Origin of the sequence: Mycobacterium sp. (genome assembly GCF_049673265.1) — a bacterium.
Classification (GTDB): domain Bacteria; phylum Actinomycetota; class Actinomycetes; order Mycobacteriales; family Mycobacteriaceae; genus Mycobacterium.
Genome location: NZ_JBATXN010000205.1, coordinates 1 through 4402 on the forward strand (window position 1 = coordinate 1; position 4402 = coordinate 4402).

The 4402-nt window shown below is 64.1% G+C and carries 5 protein-coding genes and 4 tRNA genes; 3 read left to right on the forward strand and 6 right to left on the reverse strand.

Translation table 11 applies throughout. The annotated features are described in order from the left end of the window. The 5 genes from WBF82_RS07280 to WBF82_RS07300 form a co-directional block, all read right to left on the reverse strand. On the reverse strand, positions 1–216 hold a 216-nt coding region (locus tag WBF82_RS07280; RefSeq protein ID WP_424382393.1), incomplete at its 3' end, for an SDR family NAD(P)-dependent oxidoreductase. 32 nt (positions 217–248) lie between these two features. Continuing rightward, positions 249–1382, reverse strand: a complete 1134-nt coding sequence (locus tag WBF82_RS07285; protein WP_424382396.1) for an acyl-CoA dehydrogenase family protein — start codon at positions 1380–1382, stop codon at positions 249–251. Positions 1383–1420: 38 nt separating this feature from the next. Beyond that, positions 1421–1789 (reverse strand): hypothetical protein, encoded by a 369-nt coding sequence (locus WBF82_RS07290; RefSeq protein WP_424382394.1) that lies wholly within the window; start codon positions 1787–1789, stop codon positions 1421–1423. Positions 1790–1846: 57 nt separating this feature from the next. Further along, positions 1847–3499, reverse strand: a complete 1653-nt coding sequence (locus WBF82_RS07295; protein WP_424382395.1) for an NAD-dependent malic enzyme — start codon at positions 3497–3499, stop codon at positions 1847–1849. A gap of 75 nt (positions 3500–3574) precedes the next feature. Then, positions 3575–3646, reverse strand: a tRNA-Val gene (locus tag WBF82_RS07300). Between the two features lie 171 nt (positions 3647–3817). Here WBF82_RS07300 and WBF82_RS07305 point away from each other — a divergent pair. The 3 genes from WBF82_RS07305 (at position 3818) to WBF82_RS07315 (ending at position 4079) form a co-directional block, all read left to right on the forward strand. Further along, positions 3818–3890, forward strand: a tRNA-Gly gene (locus WBF82_RS07305). Positions 3891–3917: 27 nt separating this feature from the next. After that, positions 3918–3991, forward strand: a tRNA-Cys gene (locus tag WBF82_RS07310). Positions 3992–4004: 13 nt separating this feature from the next. Further along, positions 4005–4079, forward strand: a tRNA-Val gene (locus WBF82_RS07315). Positions 4080–4242: 163 nt separating this feature from the next. On the opposite strand, the gene WBF82_RS07320 is transcribed toward WBF82_RS07315, so the two are convergent. After that, positions 4243–4386, reverse strand: coding sequence for a sensor domain-containing protein (locus WBF82_RS07320; protein WP_424382397.1), 144 nt, complete (start codon positions 4384–4386; stop codon positions 4243–4245). Positions 4387–4402: the final 16 nt, after the last annotated feature.

The following is a 4402-nucleotide window of genomic DNA, read 5'->3' on the forward strand; positions in this document are numbered from 1 at the left end:
GGGCACGGCGGCCAGCACAGCCGCGATCGCGGCTTCGTCGGTCACGTCGGCGGCGACAAACCGGAAGTTAGCGCCCAGGTCGGGTGGCGGCGCCACGTCGGCGCCGACGACGGTGCCGCCTTCGGCCAGCAGGCGCTCGGCAGTGGCTAGCCCGATACCCGAGGCCGCACCTGTTATGACGAACGTGCGGGAACGGGCGCGATCAGCGCTCACCATGACTGGTCCTCTCGAATTCGTTTGCCGGGCAGTCAGAGTCCGAATTGGTCGTCGATGATGCCGAGCCAAATCTGCGCGACGTCCATTGCCACCTTCTCGCTGATGAACGCGTGCTGGGTGCCGGTATAGATGTCGCGGAATGCCCGCTCGAGTCGGCTGCCCTCGCGGATCGCGGTAGTGCCGGCCGCCAAATGCGCCCACTCGGCGCAGGCCCGCGCCGTGTCGGTGGCATACACCGCCGCTACCCGCATGTCGGCCCGCAAGCTGGGCGTCAGGTCGTTGCCCGCGTCGACCGCCGCCTCGGCGGTGGAGAACGCGTCGATCACCAGCAGCCGAGCCGCCCGCCAGGCGGCGACGTGATGAGCGAGTCCCTTTTGGAAGGTCTGACGGCTGGCCAGCGTCGCCATGTCGCTCATCCGCACCTTGGTGGCCGCGAGTTCCTCGACGTCGTCGAGCATGCTCTTGGCCACCCCGAGTGCAAACGACGCGTGCCCGGCAGCGGTGATGGGCATCAGACCCATTCGGCTGGCCGCCGAGCTTCCGCGGAAAGGCTCACGGGTGAACAGCGGCATGGTCCGGCACTCGGGTACGAACACGTCGGCCACGTTGTAGTCGTAGGAGCCGGTGCCTTTGAGCCCCTGGACATGCCACCCGTCGGTGAAGGTGACCTCCTCCCGGGGCAGGAATGCGACCCGCATCTCAGGTATACCTTCACTGACCCAACGCATCTCACCGTTTTGCATCGGGAAAAACCCGGCGCCGATGTAAGCCGAGTGCCCGGTGCCGGAGCCGAAATTCCATGCACCGCTCAACTGATAGCCGCCATCGACGACCGTGCCCTGTCCGTTGGGGAAGTACTGGCCGCCGATCGTGACGTGGTTATCGTTCCGGGTGAATATCTCGGCGAATCCCTCGTCGGGGAGGTAAGTAGCAGCGGCGAACGCCGAGGGTAGGTTGGCGATACCGATCCAGCCGAAAGAGCCGTCTTGCCAAGCCATTTCGATCCACGTTTCGATCATCTCGGGAAACGACGGTTCGACACCGCCCGCCGCTGTCGGATTGAACGCAGACATCAGGCCGCTGGCCCACATCTCGTCGACGATCGGCGCCGAGAGCGTCCGCAACCGCTCGGATTCCGCGGCCTCGGCACGGACCAGGTCGCGCATTCCGCGCGCCCGGGTCACCACCTGATCACGCACGCCAGTCACCGGCGCCGCTCCTCCTCATCAGGATCGGGTGGCAGCACCATTGGATTCCTTGGCGGCCACGTCTTCACCTGTGCCTTTGCCGCTGCTTTTGCCTTCTTTTCAGCTTTTCGCCTGGCCTCGAAAGTGTCATCGTCATCGTCTTCGTCTTCGTTGGGTATGTCGTCGGTCTCGAAGACAACCTCGTACCACCGCTTGTTGGGCTGTACCCGTGTTTCGACGTCCCCAGTTGGAGTCGCGCGTTTGATCTGGACGTTCAGGTTCTCCAGGCTCGGGTCACGTCGGCAGATGAACGCTTCGAGCGCCTCCCCCAACGGACGTCCAGTGAGATTGATGTCTGCGAGCGCCCTGCCCTGGTACATAGCCACGCCGCACATCTTGCACGGCGATCGCGCAGGACGCATCCTTTTCCGGCGCCCGTTAGGTCAGTCAGCGCGAGGGTAGGCCGGAATCCAGCGCACCTGAGTTATCCGCTCGCTGAGCTCCTCGCTGCTGCGGTTCGGGGCGACGCCCTCGGCCACGGCCTGCACGGCGACGGCCTGCGCGATGCGCACCGCCACGTCGGGCACGTCCGACCACGCGGGCAGTAACGGCTGGTCGGGGTCGGCAAGGGCGGGCGATGCGTCGCCCAGGGTCGCCGCAGCCACGCGCATCATCTCGTCGGTGACCCGGGTGGCCTGTGCCGCGGTCACGGCGAGGCCCATCGCGGGGAAAATGTAAACGTTATTGCATTGGGCCACTGGATGTTCCACGCCATCGCGTAGCAGCGGCGCGAACGGTGAGCCCGTCGCGATCAGCGCACGCCCGTCAGTCCAGTGGTCCAATTCGGCTGGGTGCGCCTCGGCCCGGCTTGTCGGGTTGGACAGCGGGAAGATGATCGGCCGCTCGGTCTTGCCGGCCATCTCACGCACGATGGGTTCGGTGAAGGCGCCGGCGGCCGTGGACAAACCGAGTAAAACGCCGACGTCGACACGGTGTACGACGTCGGCAAGCTGTGCGGGCCTGGTCAGCCCCCAGTCAGCTACCCGGTCGACGGGCTGAGCGAAGTCGCGCTGCCCTGCGGAAAGATCCGTGCGATCGTCGGTGAGCAGGCCCACCACGTCGACGACCCAGATCCGTTCTCGGGCAGTCTGTTCCGAGAGCCCCTCATTGACCATCTCGCGCCGGATCATGTCCAAGACGCCTAAGCCCGCCGAGCCTGCACCGAGCATGACGACATGCTGCTGGGCAAGCGGGCGACCCGCCGCTTGGGCGGCGCCGTGCAGTGCGCCGAGCGTGACGGCGGCGGTGCCCTGAATGTCGTCGTTGAAGGTGAGCAGCTGGTCGCGATAGCGGGCAAGGATGGGTTGCGCATGCGCGCTGGCGAAGTCTTCCCATTGCAGCAGCACTTCGGGCAGTTGTTCGCGCACTTCTGCGACGAACCGGTCGATGAACGCGTAGTACGCCTCGTCGTCGATGCGCCGGTGGCGCCAACCTAGATAAAGCGGGTCTTCGAGGAGTTCGGCGTTGTCGGTGCCCACATCGAGCACGATCGGCAGAGTGCGGGCGGGATCGATGCCGCCGATCAGGGTGTAGAGCGACAGCTTGCCGATCGGAATGCCCATCCCGCCGATGCCCTGGTCACCCAGCCCCAGAATCCGCTGCCCATCGGTCACCACAATCACGTCGACTTCGCGCTGGGGCCGATTGCGCAGCACTTCATCGAGACGGTCGCGGTCGGGATAAGAAGCGAACAGTCCCCTTGGCCGCCGATAGATCTCGCCGAAACGCTGGCAGGCCTCACCGACGGTGGGGGTATAGACGATAGGCAGCGTTTCGGGGATGTGGTCGCGCAGCACACTGTAGAACAGGGTTTCGTTGCGGTCCTGCAATGCGCGGAGATAAATGTGTTTATCGAGATCGTCACGGCGAGTGGAAAATTCATGCCAACAGTGCGCGGCTTGCTCTTCCAGGGTCTTCACAGCGGTCGGCAGCAGTCCGAGCAGACCGTACTTGCGGCGCTCCGCCTCGGAAAACGCCGTGCCCTTGGTCGTCAAGGCGTCGAACAGAGCGGCCTGCCCCCGCTTTTCGTCAGGCATCGTCAGCATCCTTCGGTTGCCCTGATTGCTTAACGCTAACGCTGCACCAGCGACACCATGCCAGCGAGATGAGGGTGGTCCCGGCTGGGATCGAACCAGCGACCTTCCGCGTGTGAAGCGGACGCTCTCCCACTGAGCCACGGGACCGGCGCCGAGAGGCGAACGAGGTCGAAGATTAGCACGCGCCGGCGGCTCGGCAGAACGTCCTACACAGCCCGGGGGATCGCGGCGCGCGGGACTTTACGAAAAATTTGTGCGGGCCCGCTCAGGTCGACTATCGTCGTGCTTCGCACCGGGCGACGATCTCGCCCGTTGCGCGCGGACGTAGCGCAGTTGGTAGCGCATCACCTTGCCAAGGTGAGGGTCGCGGGTTCGAATCCCGTCGTCCGCTCGAGGGTGCAAGTGGCATCAAACCTACGGTGGAGTGGCCGAGTGGTGAGGCAACGGCCTGCAAAGCCGTGCACACGGGTTCGATTCCCGTCTCCACCTCCAATTCTTTGACCGGGCGCGGTTAGCTCAGCGGGAGAGCGCTTCCCTGACACGGAAGAGGTCGCTGGTTCAATCCCAGTACCGCGCACCACAGTTTGCTGCTAGATGGCTATTTTTAGTTCGTAGGGATCCCCGAACATCGCCTCTTGAACTATCTGCCAGTGGAAAGCATTTTGGCGCAAGCCTCGAAATAATCGTCTTTTCGGAGACGATGAACGCAGTGCATTGAGTCCGTGTATTCGGCTCTGAACCATCTAAGCGGGGACTTTAGCGGCGATCTGGTGGGCGATGTTGGTAGCCGGGTCCGCTATGTTGGCGCGGCAGGCCATGACATCAACAACAACGTTGTTGCTGAAGGTCAGCGCCCGCTCACAGGTACCAAACTGTGACGAAACCATGTTGACACTGAGTGTC